Genomic DNA, 19,218 nt, shown 5'->3' with positions numbered 1-19,218 from the left:
ATTAATAATTTGCGTTTTTCTCTTTGTTTTTAATGGAATAGATAACTAACAACCAGCCACCGATAAATAGTAAAGCCGCAATTAATTCTGCTTGTGTAAATGAAAATCCAGCAATCGTTCCTAATTTTTTATTTACCCTGATGAGTTCAATGCTAAAGCGCTCGATGCCATTTAAAATCAAATAAATTCCAAACATCATTCCAGGTAATTTAATGCGTTCACGAATTTTCCATAAAATGATGAATAAAATAAAAGCTAAAACAACTTCATAAATTGGAGTTGGATAAACAGGCTGAGCTAATTCATTACAATAATTACCAATACAGCCAGCAATATGATTGCCTTCTCTAGCTACGTTATTTGGGTAAGTGTATGCCCATGCCCAATCAGGCAACCAAGTAAATGGCTTAGGATTTAAGTTTGGAATTCCCCAATCCCCATCTCCTGATAAATGACAGCCAATACGACCAACGCTATAAGCCAACATCATTCCTGGTCCGCCAACATCTAACATGTGTAATGGTTTGATACCATTTTTACGAGCAATGTACAATACTGCGGCACCACCACAAATTAAGCCACCGTAGAAGGTTAAACCTGTAAAAGAGAATAATCCGCCAATTGGGTCTTTAATAAAAGTATCCCAATGTTCTAAATTATCGAAAATCTTTGCGCCTAAAAAACCCCAAACTGCTGCCCAAACTACCATACTGCTCATCACTTCGTGAGGATGCACGGTCACTTCAACTTTTTTTGGTTTAGGCAATTTTGTTTTTTGTTTCTCGCTATAATCCCAGTAGGCAAATACGATGGCTAAAATTATACCCCCAATTATATTTCCTTTGGCTGAAAGTAAAACTCCTTGCTGGTCGTTTACAAATAGTTTATAATTAATGATGGCATAAACAATTTTATAACCAATTAGAAAGCCAAAAAATGCATTCAATAAGATATCTGAGATACTTGCTGGTTCTCCGACAGTAATTATCCTTTTGGTTGGATGAATTAAGCCTAAAGCTTCTTTTCGCTTCAATTCTTTTGTAAATGCCCAATAGCCAGCAACAAATGCCAATGCTACAAAAACGCCGAAAGTGTTAAATGGAAGAGGAATATCCACACCAAAAAGGTAAGATATGAAATGCGAAACGGTTGGAAACATACAAAAATTAGTTTAAGCGAAGATAGCAAAGAAAGCTGAAAGACTAAAGAAAGTCTTGAGTCATTAGTCTAAAGTCTTGAGTAATTTTATTGCTCAATTAAACTCTAGACTAAAGACTTAGGACTCCTTACTCTTTTAACGCCACTCTCCGTACAAAATAAATGCTCCCCAATAAAATGGATGTGCAAATTTTGGATTGTGACTTAAGGTTTCCTGAGCTTTCCTCAATGCTTGCGCTTTTGGCATAGATTTGCCCATGTTTTCGTAAAATGCACTCATTAGCAAACTTGTTGCTTCATCATCTACAGACCAAAGCGATGCTACTACAGATTTTACCCCACTTACTAAAAGTGAATTTGCAGGAGAAACATACCATCCTTTATTCACTGTTTGTGTTACTGCCGTTTCACAAGCTGATAAGGTAACTAAATCACAATCTGAAATTTCGAGCCCTTTAATTTCTTGTATAGTTAATTTACCATCATTATTAGTTGATTTTGCGAACTTTAAAAAGGTTTTAGAAAAATCACTGTAATCTAAAATACCATGGGTAGCAAAATGGATGATTTTTTTTGAGCCAAGGCTTTCTTGAGCCATATCTTCTGTGGCAGAATCGCCAATGTAAACCTTAGCAGTTGTTATGATTTTATTGATTTCCTTAACCTCGTTTTCTGCATTTGGCAAGCTATGGTCAGGATTGCCGTAAGCAACAAAACTCATCCCTTTAATTGAATCAGGTTTTTTCTTTGTAAAGATTGATAAACTGTTAGTGTAAAAAATCGTATAGTCTTCTACCAAATATCTGAAAGTTCCCTTGTCATTTTTCTTACCAATAGCTTGAAATGGAATACTGCTCAATTCGCCATTATTAATAATACAAAGCTGAGTTTTATTAGCAATATCTGCTGTTATTGGGTCGATAAGCGCTTCGTATAAACTAGTTCCAGTTTCTGCAATAGAACGAGATGATTGTGCTGAATTGGTGACTTTAACTCCTCTTAAGTTTAATGGAGCCGCATTTTTATCTTTAAATGGCTGTTTTAAGGCTACGCTAAAATCTTTAACCTGAGCAGAAAAATCTGTTCCATTAATACTCACCACCTTGGCTTTAGTACTTTCGTTTGTTAAGGTAAAAATAATAAGCTGGTCGCCTTGAACTACGTATAGCAATACCGCCATTTCCGGTGGAATAGAAGACTTAAATTCTTTAAGCTGCTCTGGATTAACGCTTTTAGTAAAATTATCATTAAAATCTTTATGCACCTTAACCATACTATCTAAAAAGTTAAGTAATTGCTTCTGGGCAAATTGTTGAACTTTTTGTAGCGAAACGATTTTTTCTTTATTCTGTTCTGCTGCTGGTTTTGCCTTTTCTTTGGCTATGTTTTCTTCTACTGATGCAACAGTATTAGTTAATTGAGTTTGTTGTTTTATGGCAGCAGATTTCTCTGTATTATTACTCATGGCAACAACTCCATTCATCTTCTCTTTAATGGCTTGAATGTTACTTCTACTTGTATACTCCAATGCCTCATCGGTTTTACCAACTTTTATGAGTGTAGAAATTAAATTATTATAAAGACTTACTTTTTTCTCATCAGCAGCAAAGATTTTTTTGGCAGCAGCACCACCAAATATATTTTTGCCAGTACCTTCTACACTAGTTACTGCTCTTTTAAAATATACCGTGGCAGAATCGAGTTTATTCTCATTATAAAACATTAATCCTCGACTGTAAAGTGCTTCCCATAAATTTTTGCTTTCTCCTACCCTAACCGAATTTACAATTGCTTCATCAAAATATTTAGCAGCTTCTGCATCTTTCTTTTGAGCCATTGCAACTTTACCTAAGTATAAAGATGATTCTATCAATTGGCTATTTTCTTTTGTTGATTTTGAGTATTGATAAGTATTCTGCAGATTAATAATAGCGTTAGCATAATCTTTTTTATCATAATACAACTTACCTAAAACCATTGTAGCACTAGATTTTGAACGTACTGCATTCTTCTCGTTGCAAAGCTTTAAAGACAATAACAAAATCTTTTCTGCCTCTATGTAGTTCTTCTGATGATAATAAACCTCGCCCAAATTAGTAGTAACCAACAATGTGTTTTCTGTTACCACAGGTTGAGCTTTTATAATTGCATTTGCTTGATTAAAATAATTTAAGGCTTGTGGATAATCTGCTTGATAAAAATAAATCGTTCCAATATTGTTTAAAGTTGTAAAGCGACTATCTGGCGATTTCTCTACTTTAAAAAGACTATCTGCTGCTGTATAGCTTTTAATGGCATTGATATTATCTGAAATTCTATTGTAATAATTACCAGCAAGAATATGTGTATTAGCAATTTGATAAGCGTTATTCAACTGTTTGTAAATTTTAAAACAACTATCAATCAACACTTTAGATTCTGTGAATTCTCCTTTTAACTGATGTAAATCTGATAATGCTGCGAAGGCATCGGCCTTGCCGGCATAATTATTTGTTGATTTAGATATGTCCAACGCTTGTTGCATTACAGTTTCAGCATTGTTAAACTTACCTAAAGAAACATTAGCGTAACCAATTGATAATAAAACACTAGACTGCTCTGATTTCTCGTCAATCTCTTTAAAAATAGCTAGTGACTGTTCATATTTAGAAATTGCATCCACTAAATTAAGTCTTGTATTTGCGGCATCAGCTAACTTTCTGTATGTTATAGCTTGTTCTCTTTTACCATTAATCTCTTTTGAGATGGCTAATGCCTGAATAAAATACTTTTCTGCACTATCATATTTCTTTTCTCTAGTATCTAAATTCCCAAGATTCAACAAGCAGTATAACATTTGGTCTTTTATACCAATCGCCTTGTACAAATCATAAGATAAGGTATAATATTTACGAGATTGCACCATATCATCCCAATAAGCTGCATCTGCTATATTATACAATTGCTTTGCCATTTCTTGTTTTAGCCCAAGTGCTTTTAAGCTTTCATAAGCTGCTAAATAATGTACAATTGCTTTTGGAATATTTTTATCTTTTATATAGATATCTCCAATAGAGCCATCTATTTCTGCCAATTTATCTTTTAATCCAGCTTTTGTATAGGATATTTTAGCACTATCTAAAGCGGCAATGGCTTTTACTTTATCGCCAATTTCAATATACAGACTACCTAATTTAGAATAGGAATAACCCATCCCTTCAAAATTATTCCCTTTTTTTCTGTATAAAATTGATTGTTTATGTGCTGCAACAGCTTCATTAAATTTACCTAAGCTCCATTGAGATTGACCTATTTGCGAGTAACTATAACCTGCTTTATTCCAATCTTCAGTTTTTAATTGAATCGCTAAAGCTTCATTTGCAAACTCGATGTTTTTATCATATTTGCCCATTTTACTATAAGCATAAGCTTTACTATTTATGGCATACGAGCGTTTATCAGATTGATTTAAAGTCTTGTAAACCACTATTAATGAGTCGTAAACAGAAACAGCTTCTTCGTAATTATTTTGATTCGTTAAAATATCGGCAACATTTTCTCTCGCCAAGGCATTTGCTACTTTACTGGAAAAGTCTTCGAGTTTTTGATATTCATCTGCAGATTTTCCATAATAGATTTTAGCTTCATTTAAATCTCCTTTTCTTTTTAGAGAATAACCATAATAACCATAATGTTGTGCCAATAAACTCGTAAATAGAGTTGGTTCAAGTTGTGTTTTGTAATCTTTAAAATCATTTTCGAGCTCATTGTAAGTTTTTGTTGCAGCTACAAAATCACTAAGCATAACTTCAATGTAAATTCTTTTAAGTTTTAGTTTGATATAATATTCCCAATATTTTGATTGCCTAAAAAACTCAATAGCCTTGTTGGTATGTACAATAGCCTGTAAATATTGTTGCTTATCTTGATAAATTTGAGCCTGTATATAATGATAAAACCCTAACCCTGAAGTATCTTTTAGAAACGTTCCTGCTTTAAGGGTTTCTTTTAATAAGTTATCTGCTTCTAAATTCTTGCCATCATTTGTTTTATCCAATGCTATTACTACCCAAGATTTTAAATATTCGTCTTTAACAATTATACTTCTGTTTGCTACAAGGAACTTTTCATACCTTATTTTATCTGTTGCATAGTGTTTTACAGAATCTAGCACTTCTTGATTATTTAATGGCGCATTATTGATAACCCAAGTGGCAAAAACTTCACCCATTTTCCAGCTAGTTCCAATGTATTTACCAGGATAAGATTTAACAAATTTCAAGAATCCAATGATATCCGTTTTGTTTGTTTTAGCCATAACATCCAAAACTGTTCTCCCTTTATACCTCCCATCTGTCATTTTCACCTTAAGACTCTTATACTTGTCATCATCCTTAACCATATCATAAATTGATTTAATATCAACTATGCTTCTGGTAATGATAGAATCTTCAAGAGGCTTTGAATCTTTTGTAAGGATTTGCTTTAATGAATATAATTTGTCCCTAGAGTTATCTAGAAACGTGATTTGCATTAATGCTAAGTCATAAAATAGACTATTATAATTGTTTTGAGGCAGATTAATATCTAAACTCAAATAATCATTTGCCATTGCTCTTTCATCGGCAATATTGGGCTTATACAGTGTTGTTTTAGCAATTATAGTATCGCCCATTACTTTAACAATTGTACTAAAACCTAGCTCTTTTTGTGAGCGATTTGGTTTAGCAGAAGAATAAGTTCCGAACACTTTACCTTGCTGACCAACCTTTACACCTAATTTACCTCCCTCATAAATAAAAAGGTAAACACTATCGGCCTTGCCGTAATAAACGTAATCTACCTTAAAGTTAAAATTTCTAACAACAGTTTTAGCAACCTGAGCCTTTGTAGAAATAGAAAGAATTATAAGCGTTAAAACTAGAAATCCTTTTATAGCAGAAAACGATAAATTTTTCATAAGGCAATTTTGTGAGCATTACACACACAATATTACAATATAAAAACTAGTGCTATATACCCACAACTGGGTATTTTAAAGAGAAAATTTTAGGGATTTAATGAGCTAAGACTTCCTCTGCTTCAGCTACTTCTACTTCGCCATCTGCTAAAAGCTCTATTAATTTAACGTTTTTAATCTCGTTAACCATTACAGGGTCGTATTTAGCTTTAACCTTTACATAATTTTTAGTAAACCCATGCATAAAACCGTTTTTCTGGTCGTCTTCAAAAAGCACTTGAGCCGTAGAACCGATTTGAGATTGATAGAAAGCTCTTCTTTTTTTATCTGAAAGAATGTGCAACATTTTATTTCTATCAAAACGAGTGCTGCCAGTAACTTTACCTTTCATGGTAGCAGCTTCAGTTTGCTCACGTTCAGAGTAGGTAAATACGTGTAAATATGAAATATCCAATTCATTTAAGAATTGATAAGTGTCTAAAAAATCATAGTGAGTTTCTCCAGGAAAACCAACAATTACATCAACACCAATACAGCAATTTGGCATTACTGCCTTAATTTTCGCTACGCGTTCCGTATATAACTCACGTTGATAACGTCTTTTCATCAAACCTAAAATCTTATTAGAGCCAGATTGTAATGGAATGTGAAAATGAGGAACAAAACGTTTTGAGGTAGCAACAAATTCTATAATCTCATTGCTTAACAAGTTAGGCTCGATTGAAGAAATACGAATACGTTCAATTCCATCAACTTCATCTAATGCTTTAACAAGGTCGAAGAATTTATCTTGTCTTTGTCCATCACGAATACCAAAATCGCCTAAATTTACACCTGTAAGCACGATTTCTTTAACGCCACCGGCCGCAATTTGAGTAGCACGATTAACTACATTTTCAATGGTGTCACTCCTACTTCCACCGCGTGCCAAAGGAATTGTGCAATAAGTACAAGGATAATCGCAACCATCTTGAACTTTTAAAAAAGTACGAGTTCTATCCCCAATTGAATAAGCTGCAATAAAATTATGGTTTACTTTTTCGATGTTTTGCTGATGAACAACTGCCTTAGGATTTTTTGTTAAGTCTGAAATAAATTCTACTATCCTAAATTTTTCAGCAGCTCCTAAAACCATATCAACACCCTCAATTTCGGCAATTTCTGTAGGTTTTAATTGTGCATAACAACCAACAATAGTTACATAAGCATTTGGAGAATACTTTAAAGCTTCCTTTACTACTTTACGACATTTTTTATCGGCGTGTTCAGTAACTGAGCAAGTATTGATTACATATACATCAGCTGCATCAGTAAATTCAACCACAGCATAACCCGCATCAGTAAATAAACGACCAATGGTTGAGGTTTCTGAGAAGTTTAGCTTACAGCCAAGAGTATAAAATGCAACTTTTTTCATTGAGGTTGCAAAGATAATTATTAGTATTGAGATTTGCGTATTGCGTATTGCGACTAGTTGGAAACCTTACAACTACCTAACAATAGGACTACTTTTTTAATAAGTATTTATGATAATAGTTATATTTCTTAATATAAGATTCAATCATTTCATAACTGAAATTCTTTTCAGCAATAAAATCATCCCAAAGTTCTTTGTAATCTCCAATTAGATTGAAAAAATTATTTTTCCTATCCTCCCTAGTCCCTAAAACGTTATTGGTTTTAATTTCCAAGAGTTCTCCGTCATCCTTGCTCGCATACCAAATAGTTTGGCTTGGGGAGCCCCCACCCATATAACCATAGGTTCCAGCTATAAAACGCTCATAAAGTTTTATCTTGCCGTTTTGCAAACGCTCTAAAAATATTGGTTTTTTACCTGTAGGAATAACTTTTAAGACATACGAAGAACTGTCCTTACTTTTGTAATAGGCGGACAAATCGTCGTAATTCAAATCTTCGTATTGCGAATTCCCATCAGGTTTAAATTTAAGACCAGATATTAATTGCTTTTTAAATTGTCCTTTTGTGGTATCACCAGCATTATTTACGATGTAATCTTTCTGAGCAAATGAAAGGGAACTAAAGAAAATTAAACTAAAGAATAAAAAGTATAAAATGAGACGTTGCATCTTGATTAAATTTCCTAAAAATAAAATTAAAATTTCGGCTTTTCTAATCTAGTTATGCATTAATTATCAATGAAATTTAATCCTCATTCCATCTATAACTTTCAGATTCTAACCCAGCTAAATCGATTACGCGGTTAACTACTGTTTGCGCTACATCCTCTATTGTTTTTGGTAAGCTATAAAATGATGGATTAGCAGGGCAAATAATCCCTCCAGCTTCTGTTACGGCTTTTAAATTATTGATGTGGATTAAACTAAACGGAGTATCGCGAACAACTGCAATTAATTTTCTACGTTCTTTTAAAATTACATCAGCGGCACGAGAAATTAAATCGTTAGATATGCCGTGGGCGATACGGCCTAATGTTCCCATTGAGCAAGGAATGATAATCATTGTATCATATTTTGCAGAGCCGGAGGCAAATGGCGCATTAAAATCCATTTTATGATAAAAAGTAAATGGATAATTGTCATAATCTTCATTTCCCAATTCAAAGCGCCACACTTCCTTTGCGTTATCAGACATTACAACGCCTACTTTATCGATTTGAGATGAAAGTTTCATCAAATTATCTAATAATAGCTTTGCATACACAGAACCGCTAGCACCTGTAATGGCAACAATTATTTTTTTCTTTTTGACCATAATCTAAGCAAATATACGATTGTTATAGTTTTTTGGATGGTGAAGAAATAGAGTCAAAAGCTATTATAAACAATAAACCACCCCACCCTTTGGGCACCCCTCCAGTGGAGGGGAATAAAAAAGGGCCTGAAACAAGTTTCAGACCCTACATCTACCTATGAAAAACATACCCCCGAAAGGGTAAGCTCAAATGTAACTAATTTTATAAATAAAAGAAAGTTTAAACACTCTTTTTTTTATTATAGTGTAAATGTGACACAAAATCTCTTTTTTGAAAGCTCTAAAAAAGGTCTCATCGCTTTTAAAACAAGTATTTGGTACTTAAAAAGTTTGAACTATTGCTATCAATAATTTCATTTAATAAGTGTTTATTGTTTTCGTTTAGTTTCGTTGCCACAAGCGACCTAATAGAAAACGAACGCAAAGCATCAACAACCGAAAGTGTACCTTCAGCACTATCTTTTCTACCTGTAAAAGGGAAAACATCTGGTCCACGTTGGCATTGGCAGTTAATATTTACTCTACTAACCTGATTAACCAAAGGATCAATCAAAGCAGCTACTTCTTGCTCATCGTTACTGAAAATACTTACTTGCTGACCGTGGGTAGAATCGATTAGGTATTGAATCGTTTCCTCTAAATCATCAAAAGGCACAACTGGTACAACTGGACCAAATTGTTCTTCTGTATATAATTTCATTTGTGCATTAACTGGATAAACAACAGCTGGAAAAACAAACGACTCATTTGTTGCTCCACCATTTTCATTCATCACTTTTGCTCCTTTTGAAATTGCATCATCTATAACTTCTTTCAAATAAGCGGGTTTATGAGGCTCTGGCAATGGTGTTAAAGAAACGCCATCAACCCAAGGCATACCAAACTTTAATTTATTAACTGACTCTGAAAGTTGTTTCAAAAACTCATCAGCTAAGCTACGGTGAACAAAAATAATCTTCAAGGCAGTACACCTTTGTCCGTTAAATGAAAGCGAACCAAGTACAGTTTCTTGAACAGCAAGTTTTAAATCTGCCTTTGCTGTAATAATAGCTGCATTTTTTGCATCTAAACCCAAAATAGCACGTAAACGATTTACTTTTGGGTGCATCTTTTTCAATTCGTTAGCTACCTTACTAGAGCCAATCAAAGTTAAAACATTGATTTTACCCGACTCCATTAAACCTGGAATGATTTTATTTCCACGACCATAAATCGTGTTAACCACACCTTTAGGAAAACAGTTTTTAAATGCTTCTAATAATGGATAAAATAATAATGTTCCGTGTTTAGGTGGTTTAAATAAAATAGTGTTACCCATTATCAACGCAGGAATTAATGTTGTAAAAGTTTCATTTAATGGATAGTTAAACGGACCCATACATAAAACCACACCCAATGGAGAGCGACGAATTTGAGCTACAATTCCTTGCTCCATTGTGAAGCCAGATGATTGACGGTCTAAATCTTTTAATGCATCAATTGTAGCTTGAATATATTCAATTGTACGGTCAAATTCTTTAGTAGAATCAGCAAATGTTTTACCTATCTCCCACATGATTAACTTTACAACTTCTTGTTTTTTTTCAATAATGGCATGGGTAAATCGCTCTACACATTCTATTCTTTGCGCAACGCCCATTGTTGGCCATTCACCCCTACCATTGTTATAGGCTGCTACTGCTGCATCAAGAGAAGCTGTAGCTTCTGCAGCATCACAAAGTGGATAAGTTCCAATAACCTTTCGCTCTAAACCTTTTTCAGTTTTGATACAAATTGGCGATAACACAGTGTGAACATCACCACTCCAAGGCAACATTTCTCCATTGGATAAATATTCGCGTTGGTTAACTTCTGCTGCCAATTTAAAGGCAGTAGGAATCTGCTCTTCTGTTAAAAAGAGTGAATCCAATTCTTCTTGAAAGTTCATAATTTATAGCGTAATCTTTTTATATTTTGGAACTAATAACTTCATGACAGACCAAGCAATTAAATAAGCGACTGCACAAAAGGCGAACATAATGGTGTAAGCAACAGTCATATTTGATTGAACTAATGGCTTTTGAATTTCTAGCAATTGGGTAAATAGATTTGCATCAACAGCTTTTAATTTATCAGCTACTTCAACTGGTAACTTATTCAATGACATGATATTCAAGTTTACTTTGTCGCCATATTTGCTAGCCAAATCCATAGAAGTAATTTGATTTACGAACGAACTGTTACCCATTTCGTTGAATTTTGCAAATGATTCTGAGATACCTTTATTGGCATAGCTATCGAAAATCCAACCGCCAATTTTAGTTACCAACACACCGCCCATACCACCAGCAAAACCACCAATTCCAACTACCGAACCAATTGCTCTTTTAGGAAACATATCTGAAACCGTTGTGAAAATATTTGCCGACCAAGCTTGGTGAGCAGACGCTCCTACTCCAATTAATATAACTGGAATCCAGAAAGAATAATGACCAAAAGGTTGCGCAAACAAAACAATTAATGGGAAAAGTGCAATAACAAACATTGCTCTCATTCTTCCATCATAAACAGCATAACCTTTATCTGCAAAGTATTTTGGCAACCAACCACCACCAATACTTCCTATCATGGTCATGCTATATAAAACAGCTAATGGCCAACGAATGTCATCACTAGTCATTGCATATTGGTCCTTTAAAAAACCTGGTAACCAAAACAAAAAGAACCACCAAACACCATCAGTCATGAACTTACCAAAAGTGAATGCCCAAGTTTGTCTAAACCCTAACAATTTAAACCACTTAACTTTTTCAACATTTGCTTTATCGGCAACCTCATCTTCATCACTATTGATGTAAGCTAATTCTGCAGCTTTTAAACGTTTTTGCTTTTCTGGAGATTCATAGAAAATTAACCAAAAGAATAACCATAAAAATCCAACGGCACCAACTAACTCAAAAGCTCTTTCCCAACCCCAATGTTTTGCAATCCATGGAACGGTAATTGGTGCTAAAATTGCTCCTACGTTTGCACCAGAATTAAAGATACCTGTTGCAAATGAGCGTTCCTTTTTTGGATGATATTCTGCCGTAGCTTTAATTGCAGCAGGAAAATTCCCTGATTCACCAATTGCCAAGACGGCTCGAGAAAACATAAAACCGAGAATAGACACTGGTAATGCAGCAATACCAAAAGTTGTTAAAATAGATGCAACTCCTGTACCGATTGAAATTGAATAAGCGTGGATGATTGCTCCGATAGACCAAACAATAATAGCGATTCCATATCCCCATTTTGTACCTAATTTATCTACAAAACGACCTGCAAAAAGCATTGCAATTGCATATGTAAATTGGAATACTGCAGCAATATCTGCATAGTCACTGTTAGACCAACCGAATTGTTCTTCCAATGTTGGCTTCAGTAAACTCAGTACCTGTCTATCCAGGTAGTTTACTGTGGTTGCAAAAAACAAAAGGGCGCAAATGGTCCATCTGTAATTGCCGATTTTAGTTTGGTTCATAATTTTTAGTTTAACCCCTACATTCTTTCTCAGAACATTGGAGGATTTAATATTTGGTTAAATTTGTGTTTAAGGTTTTACTTTATTGATGATTTCAAATGCTTTCGTGGTTAAAGTCTGTAATTCATCATAAGCTTTATTTTCTAATATTTTTTTACTTACTAGTTTACTGCCCATTCCAACTGCACAAACGCCGGCTTTAAACCAGTTGTCAATATTGGTTTCATCGATTTCTACTCCGCCAGTTGGCACAAATAATTGACCTTGGAAAAGCTCTTTAATTGATGATAGATATTCTGGCCCTAAAATATTAGCTGGAAACAATTTAATAATTCCTGCTCCAAACTGATGAGCTATATTAATCTCTGTAGGTGTCATACATCCAGGAATCCATAATAAACCAGCATCATGAGTTAATTTACCTACTTCTAAATCTACTACCGGACAAACAATAAAATCTGCTCCAGCTGCTAAAAACTCCTTAACCTCTGTTGTATTTTTAATTGTTCCAATTCCTAAAAATAAATCTTGCATTTCAGTTTTTAAGGCTTCTTTTAAAAACTGAAAATTTTCTAATGCAGCTTTGCCCCTATTTGTATATTCGAAAACACGAACACCGCCTTTATATAAAGCACGAACAATCTCTAAACTTACCTGTGCATCTTCATAATAAAAAAGAGGCAACATTCCCTGAGTTTTAATTGCTGCAATTGTAGTTTCTTTATTCTTAGTCATTTTCTGCTAATGTTTTTTTAACGTCTGCAACTGTTGCTGTTGTTGCATCGCTTGGTATATATAATTTATTATAAGCTGCTGCTGTGGCGAAGTCTAGTGTATCTAAAGGATTATTACCTTGATAAAAACCATAAATTAAACCTGCCATGAAACAGTCGCCACTACCCACTTTATCTAAAATTTTCTCAGAAAGATATTCTTTTGAGACTAATAGTTCGTTAGCTGTATAAAGTGCTGTATAATATCTAATTCCTTGGTTGTAATCGAAGCGGAAAGTATTTGCCACCCACTTACATTTAGGATATTGTTTTATAATTTCTTCCGAAGTCTTTTTTGCTTGCTCAATATAAGTATTTTTATCATCAGCTTCTACAATACCTTCTGGCACAGGGATGTTCAACATCTTTTCAGCTGCCCAAATATTACCCATGATTAAATCGCAATACTGAGCTAATTGAGGCACAATTTCTGAAGGTTGTTTTCCATATTGCCACAATTTAGCACGGAAATTTAAGTCGATAGAAATGGTAATTCCCTTTTCACTTGCTGCTTTTACAGCTTCCAAACAAACATCGGCAGCTGCCTGATTTAAAGCTGGACAAATGGCACTGAAATGAAACCAAGTTACACCATCTAATACTTTATCCCAGTCGATAGCTCCAGTTTGCAACGTTGCAAAAGCAGAATTTGCCCTATCGTAAATTACACCTGCATTTTTTAAGTCTTTTCCTTTTGGCAAATAATATAAACCTATTCTATCGCCTCCGTGATGAATTTTAGAAGTGTCAATATCTCGAGCATCCATATAACTGATGATTTGCTCAGACATAAAATTCTCAGGTAAAGCGGTAAAATATGCTGAAGGGATATCCCACAAAGCCAATGCTGTTGCAACATTTAATTCTGCTCCACCAACATAAAAAGGCAATTTATTTTCCGCTAGCCATTCTCCATCTCCATCTGGACAAATACGCAATAAAAGCTCACCAAAACTTAAAACTTTACCCATAATTAGAAATTGAAATAGGTTTTAGCATTATTAAAACAGATATTCTGGATTACTTTTCCTAACCATTCTTTATCGTAAGGCAATTCTCCGTTTTCTACATCAGTACCGAATAAATCACATAAAATACGTCTAAAATATTCGTGACGAGGGTAAGAAAGGAAACTTCTAGAGTCAGTTAACATCCCCACAAACTGGCTCAATAAACCTAAATTAGATAAGGCATTAATTTGGTTAATCATCCCTTGCTTTTGGTCTAAAAACCACCATCCAGAACCCCATTGTACTTTACCAGCAACGGTACCATCTTGGTAATTACCAATCATTGTTGCAAATAATTCATTATCTGCCGGATTTAAGTTATATAAAATGGTTTTTGCCAATTTATTATCCAAATCCAATTTGTTTAAAAATTTAGATAATGCTTTTCCTTGTGGGAAATCTCCTATAGAATCAAATCCTGTATCTGGGCCTAGAGAAGTTAATAAACGATCGTTATTATTACGAATTGCACCTAAATGAAATTGTTGAACCCATCCTTTTTCGTGGTCCCAAAGTGCAAATTGAAAAAGCATAGCCGATTTGAATTTCAAATTCTCTTCTAAACTTATCGCTTCCTTATTTCTAATCTTTAAGAAAATAGATTTGATTTCTTCATCCGTAAAATCTTCAGCATAAATTTGCTCTAGGCCATGGTCAGAAACTGATGCGCCATTTTCGGCAAAGTAATCGTGACGAGATTTTAACGCTGACAAATAAGTATCATAATCAGCAATTGCTGTTCCCGTTAAGGCAGCCAATTTATCTATGTAAGTATTTAAACCTGCAACATCATCAGCGTTCATTGCTTTGTCTGGCCTAAAGGCTGGCAAAACAACTACATCAGCATTGCTATTTTTTATTTGTTGATGATATTCCAAATTATCCAAAGGGTCATCAGTTGTACATAAAGTTTTCACGTTCATTTTGCGCAATAAACCTTGTACGCTATACTCTTTGGTTTGTAATTTGGCATTACACTCATCGTATATTTTTTTCGCATTGGCGGAAGATAATACTTCGTGAATGCCGAAATAACGTTGCAACTCTAAATGTGTCCAGTGATAAAGTGGATTTCTTAATGTATACGGAACGGTTTCTGCCCATTTTTCAAATTTCTCCCAATCAGAAGCAGCACCAGTGATGTAATATTCATCAACACCGTTAGATCGCATTGCTCTCCATTTGTAATGGTCGCCGTAAAGCCAAACTTGAGTAATGTTCTCAAAGTTTTTGTCTTGCGCAATTTGGTCTGGCATTAAGTGATTATGGTAATCAATAATCGGCATATCCTTTGCAAACTCGTGGTACAACGTTTGTGCTGTTTCTGTTTGCAATAAAAAGTTCTCGTCTAAAAAGTTTTTCACTGGGTGATTATATTTTTTAATTTATGTTCTTTGTTTTTCGAGTTAATAGTTGATGGTTAATAGACATAGCTATTAACCATTGACCATTAGCTTTTTATACCCCACTAAAAATAGAGAAGCCACCATCTACGCAAATCATTGCGCCAGTAACAAACTGAGATGCATCGCTCAATAGCCAAACTAAAGCACCTTTTAATTCATCTGGGTCGCCGAAACGTTTGAAAGGAGTTTGTTTAATTACCGACTGGCCGCGAGGTGTAAAACCACCATCTGGTGTAGTTAATAGATTTCTATTTTGTTCAGTTAAGAAAAAGCCTGGAGCTAAAGCATTCATTCTAATTTTATCGCCATAACGATTTGCCAATTCTACAGCAAACCATTGTGTGTAACAATCAACAGCAGCTTTACCCATGTTATAACCTAATACCTTGGTTACTGCTTTTTTAGAATTCATTGAAGAAATATTTACAATACTTCCTCTTCCAGTTTCTGCAATTGCTTCTCCAAAAATTTGAGTTGGGATAAGTGTTCCCCATAAATTTAGGTCTAACACTTTTTTCATTCCATCCATTTTCATTTTGAAAACGCTTTCTTCTGGTTGTAAAACACCATCTGGCATATTACCACCAGCCGCATTTACTAAACCATCAATTTTACCAAAAGCAGCAATAATTTTTTCTCTGGCAGCAATTAACTGCTCTTCATCCATAGCATCAGCAATTAAAGCGATTGCTTTTCCACCATTTTTGTTAATTGCATCAGCTCTTTCGTTTGCGATATCAGCATTTCTACCTAAAATACCAACTGCACCACCAGCTTCAACAATTGCGTTAACGAAAGAATTACCTAAAATTCCTGTTCCGCCTGTTACTACGATTACTTTTCCTTCTAAAGAAAATGATTGTTCCATTTTTGTTTATTTTTTGGTTCGTGAAGACACAAACCAATGCATCTATTCTATTCTACGCCTTGGTTCGTGTTTCCACGAAACATTATTACTAAATTATCAATTGCCCACCCCTCTAAGCAGATTGCTTCGTCGTGCCTCCTCGCAATGACGCACGTGTTCTATTTAAGTTCTTTTACTCCAAATGTATCCATATCGGCATAGTCAAGGTTTTCTCCTGCCATACCCCAAATAAAGCTGTAATTTTTAGTTCCACTACCTGCGTGAATGCTCCAAGTTGGAGATAAAACCGCTTCGTGATTAGCTACAATGATGTGACGAGTTTCTTGTGGCTCGCCCATGTAATGGAAAACTCTGTGTTCTTCATCAACATCAAAATAGAAATAAACTTCCATTCTACGATCATGAGTATGAGGTGGAATAGTATTCCAAACACTTCCAGTAGAAAGAATGGTTAATCCCATTACTAGTTGGCAACTCTGAATTCCATCTTTGTGAATGTAACGAATAATTCTACGTTCGTTAGCAGTTTCTACACTTCCTAATTGTGCAGAAAAAGCATCAGCATTTTTTAAGAAAGTTGTTGGATAAGTAGCGTGAGCTGGCGCAGATAAAATGTAAAACACAGCAGGTTCATCAGCATTTTTGCTACTGAACTTTACATCTTTTACACCTTTACCCATATATAAACAATCTAGTTTAGCTAAATTGTATGTTGTACCATCTGCTTCAATTGTTCCAGGACCGCCCACATTAATTACGCCCATTTCTCTTCTTTCTAAAAAGAAATCTGCACGTAAAATATCATATGTACCTAAAGGCACTATTTCGGTTGTTGGCGTAATTAAACCAGTAACCATTCTATCGTAATGAGCATAAACAAAATTGGTTTTGTTTTTCTCTTTCAATCCATCTAATAAAAATCTTTCTCTGATTTTATCAGTTCCGTAGGTTTTAAAATCTTCTGAGTGTACGTGTTGTATAATTTTCATTTTGTTTGTATTGCTTTTAGCGGTTATGAAGCTTGCTTCGCAGGTTTCATTCTGTTTTTTATTCGTCATTTCGAACCGATAATTCATCGAGAGAAATCTCTTTTGTTCTGTGCATTGTCAGACCAGATATCTCCTCGCTTCGCTGCGTTCGATATGACGGTTTATGTACTATAAAGAAACCCCTCTTTTCCAAGGAATAAAATCATCTTGATTTAGTAAAACTGATTTAGGGATTACTTCGCCACTGGCAGCTTTAATACAATATTCTAAAATATCTTCGCCCATTTCTTCAATGGTTTTTTCGCCTTCAATTACTGGCCCTGTATTAATATCGATAATATCGCCCATTCTTTTGGTTAAAGCATTATTGGTAGAAACTTTAATTACCGGACAAACTGGGTTTCCTGTTGGCGTTCCCAATCCTGTAGTAAACAAAATTAAAGTTGCACCACTTGCAGCTTTACCCGTAGTAGCTTCTACATCATTACCTGGCGTACAAACTAAATTTAAACCGTGTTTTGTACTTGGTTCAGTATAGTCTAAAACATCTTCTACCGGAGATGTTCCACCTTTTTTTGCTGCACCATTACTTTTTATCGCATCAGTAATTAAACCGTCTTTGATGTTTCCTGGAGATGGGTTCATGTGAAAACCAGAACCAGCATTTTCTGCTGCTTGACTATACGCACCCATCAAACTAATGAATTTCTTCGCAGCAGCTTCATCTTTAGTTCTATCAATTAAGTCTTGCTCTGCACCGCATAATTCTGGAAACTCAGCCAACAAAACTGTTGCACCTAAGCCTACCAATAAATCTGAGCAATAGCCAACTGCTGGATTTGCAGAAATACCACTAAATCCATCGCTACCACCACATTTAACACCAACATTCATTTTGCTCAAAGGAGCAGGTTGACGTTCAATTTTATTAGCTTCTACTAAACCTTCAAAAGTTTTTTTGATGGCCAACGCAATCATATTCTCTTCGCTTTGCGATTGTTGTTGCTCAAATATGAAAAGAGGTTTATCGAAATTTGGATTGCGCTCTTTTAAATCTTTGGTAAAATCTTGAACTTGTAAATTTTGGCAGCCTAAACTTAAAACAGTAACTCCAGCCACATTAGGATGGTCTGCATAAGCTGCTAACAACTTACTTAAAACAGCAGCATCTTGTCTAATGCCGCCACATCCACCTTGATGGTTTAAAAATTTAATCCCATCGATATTTTTAAATGGCCTATTATGTCTTACACCCTCAAAAGATAGTGGAGCATCTAAAGTCGAAATATCAACTCCATTTTGAAAAGCTTCAACTAATTGGTGTGTATAAGATTTGTATTTTTCGGTTACTGCATAACCAAGTTCATTATGTAAAGCTTCACGAATTACATCTAAGTTGCGATTTTCGCAGAATACGGTTGGAATAAATAACCAGTAATTAGCCGTTCCAACTTTGCCATCTGAGCGATGGTAACCATTAAAAGTTCTTCCTTCAAATTTCGAAACATCTGGAGCTTGCCAACTGTAATGATAAGGTCGAAACTCATAAGGAGCAGCGGCGTGTTTTAAATTATCAGTATTCATTACAGAACCAGCTCTTACCGTAAATTGTACTTTACCAACTAAAGTTCCGTACATACTTACTTCATCGCCCGCATTCATATCGGTCATGTAAAACTTATGTTTAGCGTCGATATCATCTACTAAAACATAATCGACTCCTTGGTAGTTTACTGTTTGACCAGCTTTTAAATCGGTTAAAGCGACAAGCACATTATCTTGTGGATGGACTTTTAGAACCTGTTGTTTCATATCTATTCTACTTTCTTTTTTTGAAAGG

13 protein-coding genes are annotated in these 19,218 nt (G+C 34.7%); all 13 read right to left on the bottom strand.

The features are described from left to right. Nucleotide 1: 1 nt before the first annotated feature. Nucleotides 2-1,159, bottom strand: coding sequence for a prolipoprotein diacylglyceryl transferase (locus tag R2Q59_RS03240; protein WP_316783628.1), 1,158 nt, complete (start codon nucleotides 1,157-1,159; stop codon nucleotides 2-4). Nucleotides 1,160-1,294: 135 nt separating this feature from the next. After that, the gene (locus tag R2Q59_RS03235; RefSeq protein WP_316783626.1) at nucleotides 1,295-6,097 is read right to left on the bottom strand and encodes a CHAT domain-containing protein; all 4,803 of its coding nucleotides are present in this window, start codon (nucleotides 6,095-6,097) and stop codon (nucleotides 1,295-1,297) included. A 97-nt stretch (nucleotides 6,098-6,194) separates the two neighbouring features. Beyond that, the gene (gene mtaB, locus R2Q59_RS03230) at nucleotides 6,195-7,514 is read right to left on the bottom strand and encodes a tRNA (N(6)-L-threonylcarbamoyladenosine(37)-C(2))-methylthiotransferase MtaB (RefSeq protein WP_316783624.1); all 1,320 of its coding nucleotides are present in this window, start codon (nucleotides 7,512-7,514) and stop codon (nucleotides 6,195-6,197) included. 88 nt (nucleotides 7,515-7,602) lie between these two features. Further along, the gene (locus R2Q59_RS03225; RefSeq protein ID WP_316783622.1) at nucleotides 7,603-8,184 is read right to left on the bottom strand and encodes a hypothetical protein; all 582 of its coding nucleotides are present in this window, start codon (nucleotides 8,182-8,184) and stop codon (nucleotides 7,603-7,605) included. Nucleotides 8,185-8,260: 76 nt separating this feature from the next. After that, nucleotides 8,261-8,830, bottom strand: coding sequence for a UbiX family flavin prenyltransferase (locus R2Q59_RS03220; protein WP_316783620.1), 570 nt, complete (start codon nucleotides 8,828-8,830; stop codon nucleotides 8,261-8,263). Between the two features lie 301 nt (nucleotides 8,831-9,131). Beyond that, nucleotides 9,132-10,757 carry an NADP-dependent glyceraldehyde-3-phosphate dehydrogenase gene (locus R2Q59_RS03215; RefSeq protein ID WP_316783618.1) on the bottom strand — a complete coding sequence of 542 codons (1,626 nt, stop codon included), beginning with the start codon at nucleotides 10,755-10,757 and terminating at the stop codon, nucleotides 9,132-9,134. 3 nt (nucleotides 10,758-10,760) lie between these two features. Next, nucleotides 10,761-12,332: an MFS transporter gene (locus R2Q59_RS03210; protein WP_316765632.1), complete on the bottom strand. Its 1,572-nt coding sequence runs from the start codon at nucleotides 12,330-12,332 to the stop codon at nucleotides 10,761-10,763. Between the two features lie 69 nt (nucleotides 12,333-12,401). Beyond that, nucleotides 12,402-13,067, bottom strand: coding sequence for a bifunctional 4-hydroxy-2-oxoglutarate aldolase/2-dehydro-3-deoxy-phosphogluconate aldolase (locus R2Q59_RS03205; RefSeq protein WP_316783616.1), 666 nt, complete (start codon nucleotides 13,065-13,067; stop codon nucleotides 12,402-12,404). Beyond that, nucleotides 13,060-14,076 (bottom strand): sugar kinase, encoded by a 1,017-nt coding sequence (locus tag R2Q59_RS03200; protein WP_316783614.1) that lies wholly within the window; start codon nucleotides 14,074-14,076, stop codon nucleotides 13,060-13,062. Before R2Q59_RS03200 ends, R2Q59_RS03205 begins: the two co-directional genes overlap by 8 nt. Nucleotides 14,077-14,078: 2 nt before the next feature. Further along, complete coding sequence (gene uxaC / locus R2Q59_RS03195; RefSeq protein WP_316783613.1) at nucleotides 14,079-15,479, bottom strand: glucuronate isomerase; 1,401 nt, start codon at nucleotides 15,477-15,479, stop codon at nucleotides 14,079-14,081. Nucleotides 15,480-15,573: 94 nt separating this feature from the next. Beyond that, nucleotides 15,574-16,389, bottom strand: coding sequence for an SDR family oxidoreductase (locus R2Q59_RS03190; RefSeq protein WP_316765625.1), 816 nt, complete (start codon nucleotides 16,387-16,389; stop codon nucleotides 15,574-15,576). Nucleotides 16,390-16,547: 158 nt separating this feature from the next. Continuing rightward, complete coding sequence (gene kduI / locus R2Q59_RS03185) at nucleotides 16,548-17,378, bottom strand: 5-dehydro-4-deoxy-D-glucuronate isomerase (RefSeq protein ID WP_316783611.1); 831 nt, start codon at nucleotides 17,376-17,378, stop codon at nucleotides 16,548-16,550. A 168-nt stretch (nucleotides 17,379-17,546) separates the two neighbouring features. Continuing rightward, the gene (locus R2Q59_RS03180; RefSeq protein ID WP_316783609.1) at nucleotides 17,547-19,190 is read right to left on the bottom strand and encodes an altronate dehydratase family protein; all 1,644 of its coding nucleotides are present in this window, start codon (nucleotides 19,188-19,190) and stop codon (nucleotides 17,547-17,549) included. Nucleotides 19,191-19,218: the final 28 nt, after the last annotated feature.

The organism is Pedobacter frigiditerrae (assembly GCF_032678705.1).
In the GTDB taxonomy this organism is placed as follows: Bacteria; Bacteroidota; Bacteroidia; order Sphingobacteriales; family Sphingobacteriaceae; genus Pedobacter; species Pedobacter frigiditerrae_A.
The sequence above is the reverse complement of the archived record's forward strand: the minus strand, read 5'-3'. Positions and strand labels throughout refer to the sequence as shown.

Coding starts and splice junctions, on each gene's coding strand:
- R2Q59_RS03240 (WP_316783628.1), bottom strand. CDS start 1,159: ATGTTTCCAACCGTTTCGCATTTCATATCTTACCTTTTTGGTGTGGAT.
- R2Q59_RS03235 (WP_316783626.1), bottom strand. CDS start 6,097: ATGAAAAATTTATCGTTTTCTGCTATAAAAGGATTTCTAGTTTTAACG.
- mtaB (WP_316783624.1), bottom strand. CDS start 7,514: ATGAAAAAAGTTGCATTTTATACTCTTGGCTGTAAGCTAAACTTCTCA.
- R2Q59_RS03225 (WP_316783622.1), bottom strand. CDS start 8,184: ATGCAACGTCTCATTTTATACTTTTTATTCTTTAGTTTAATTTTCTTT.
- R2Q59_RS03220 (WP_316783620.1), bottom strand. CDS start 8,830: ATGGTCAAAAAGAAAAAAATAATTGTTGCCATTACAGGTGCTAGCGGT.
- R2Q59_RS03215 (WP_316783618.1), bottom strand. CDS start 10,757: ATGAACTTTCAAGAAGAATTGGATTCACTCTTTTTAACAGAAGAGCAG.
- R2Q59_RS03210 (WP_316765632.1), bottom strand. CDS start 12,332: ATGAACCAAACTAAAATCGGCAATTACAGATGGACCATTTGCGCCCTT.
- R2Q59_RS03205 (WP_316783616.1), bottom strand. CDS start 13,067: ATGACTAAGAATAAAGAAACTACAATTGCAGCAATTAAAACTCAGGGA.
- R2Q59_RS03200 (WP_316783614.1), bottom strand. CDS start 14,076: ATGGGTAAAGTTTTAAGTTTTGGTGAGCTTTTATTGCGTATTTGTCCA.
- R2Q59_RS03190 (WP_316765625.1), bottom strand. CDS start 16,389: ATGGAACAATCATTTTCTTTAGAAGGAAAAGTAATCGTAGTAACAGGC.
- kduI (WP_316783611.1), bottom strand. CDS start 17,378: ATGAAAATTATACAACACGTACACTCAGAAGATTTTAAAACCTACGGA.
- R2Q59_RS03180 (WP_316783609.1), bottom strand. CDS start 19,190: ATGAAACAACAGGTTCTAAAAGTCCATCCACAAGATAATGTGCTTGTC.